At 71.0% G+C, this 2,027-nt stretch carries 2 protein-coding genes; both read left to right on the top strand.

Annotated elements, in window-relative coordinates; translation table 11 throughout:
* Positions 1-625: glycosyltransferase (locus Q7W29_00485; protein MDO9170290.1), on the top strand; the 625-nt coding region annotated here is incomplete at its 5' end.
* A 31-nt stretch (positions 626-656) separates the two neighbouring features.
* Positions 657-2,027: hypothetical protein (locus tag Q7W29_00480; GenBank protein ID MDO9170289.1), on the top strand; the 1,371-nt coding region annotated here is incomplete at its 3' end.

The raw sequence follows: 2,027 nt of genomic DNA, 5'->3' as shown, positions 1-2,027 counted from the left end.
CGTGGACCGTGGCGCCGCGCTCCGGCCGTATGCCGCCCCGGTCGGCACGGTGCGGCTCGTGTACAGCGGCGGCTACGATCTGCAGAGCAACCGGCTCGACCTCCTGCTGCGTGCGATGCAGCGGGTGCCCGGAACCGATCTCCACATGATCGCGTTCGGGTATCGGGATTCCGAGATGCAGCTCAAGACGCTGGCGAAGGAGCTCGGGATCGGGGAGCGGGTCGTGTTCCACGGCCTCGTGCGGCCGGACGAGGTGATGGGCGCGGTGGCGCAGTACGACGTGGCCGTGAACATGCTCACGAACCCGCAGGACCACCTGTCGATCCGGCACAGCAGCGTCAACAAGATGTACGAGTACATGGCGGCGGGTATGCCGACCTTCTGCTCGAACCTGGACTCCTTCGTCGAAGAGTTCGTCGTTCCCGGCGCGGCGATCGCCGTCGATGCGACCGATACCGACAGCATCGCCGAGGGCCTGCGCAAGTTGCTGTCGCTCCGGGAGTCGTTACCGCAGATGAGCGTCCGCGCCCACGATCTGGCGCACGAGAAATACAACTGGCGCAGCCAGGAGATCAATCTGCTCGATCTCTACCGCCGTCTGATCGGGGAAGGGGCCCGGCCGTGAACACGCCCCTGGTCGGACTGGAGGATGCCGGATGAGCATCGCCGCGAACCTGCAATCCATCCTCGACACCGCGGACGGCGGTACGGGCATGGACGTCATCATCGTCTCGACGACCTCCGCCGACCAGGCCGCCTACTGGCAGCGCCGGCTGGAAGCCGGACGCGGCCAGGTGTGCCGACCGGACGCCCTGATCCTGGCGATCCACGAGGATTGGCCCGGCGGCGCCGGGAACGGCCTGGGCACGCTCTACGCCGTGCGCGAAGCCGCTCGTCTGGCCCGCGACCGGCACGCCGTCGATCTGGCGGCCCGTCTCGGGGAAGGCGCCGCGCTCGGTCTCTACCACACGGCGGGCAAGGGCACCCGGCTCGCCCCGCTGCCCGGCAGCGAAGGCGGCAACAAGCCGGCGGTGAAGCTGCCGGGGCTCGTGCGTCTGGGGGACCGAGTCGAACCGCTGACGATCCTCGAGGCCGTGATCCGGCAGACCGCCGTCTACGCCCCGCTGCGCCGCGGCCGGCTCAGCGTCTTCTGGGGCGACCAGGTGTTCATCCCCTCCGCACCGCCGCCGGGCCGGCCCCGGCACCACGTCGACATCCTCGCCAAGCTGGGAGTCATGCCCGACGCCGCGGCCTGGCGCCGCGACGGGCTCGACCGCTACGGTCTGGTGGCCGTCGGCCCCGGGGGCGACGCCGTCCAGGTGGAGAAGGTCTCACACGCCGCCGCCGTGGCCCTCGTCGATGCCGGCGTGATGCGCGTCGACGGCGGCATCGGCGTGAGCCTCGGCTCCTTCAGCCTCGCGGCGGCCATGCTCGCGGCGCTGGACGCCGAGTTCGCGCCCGAACTGGCGGCCCGGACCGCCAAGCTCGACACCGACCCCCATTTCTGGATGCCCATGACCCTGCCCGAGCCGGTCTATCTGGAGATGATGGCGGCCAAGGGAGAGCCGGCCGCGAGGTCGCGCGCGCACTACCGGCGCCTGGCGGACTTCGTGGCGGGATTCCGCGGCGCCCGCGCCGGGGAGCCGCTGTTCGGCTGCGTCGACGTGGGCGCCGGTTGCTACTGGTGGGACTACGGCACGCTGGCGAACTACCGGGCCAGCGTCCGCCGGCTCCTCGACGATGATCAGGAAGCCGGTGCGATGCACGCGTTCTTCGCCTCACCCGCGGCCGGCGCGGCCGAATTCCGGGACGGCAACCTGCTGATCGATTGCCGCATCGGCGGCGGCAGCATCCGCGGCTCGGTCCTGGTCGGCGTGACGGCGGGGCGCCTGGATGTCGACGGCGCCGTGCTCGTCAACGTGGTCGCCCCGGCGATCGTCGGCCGCGACCTTGTCCTCTACAACGTGTTCGAGACCGCCGATCTGGCCCCGGCCCCCGGCAGTGTCAGGGCGGACACGTACCTGCCG

Source organism: bacterium, assembly GCA_030654305.1.
In the GTDB taxonomy this organism is placed as follows: Bacteria; Krumholzibacteriota; Krumholzibacteriia; order LZORAL124-64-63; family LZORAL124-64-63; genus PNOJ01.
This window is presented reverse-complemented; position numbering and strand designations above follow the sequence as displayed.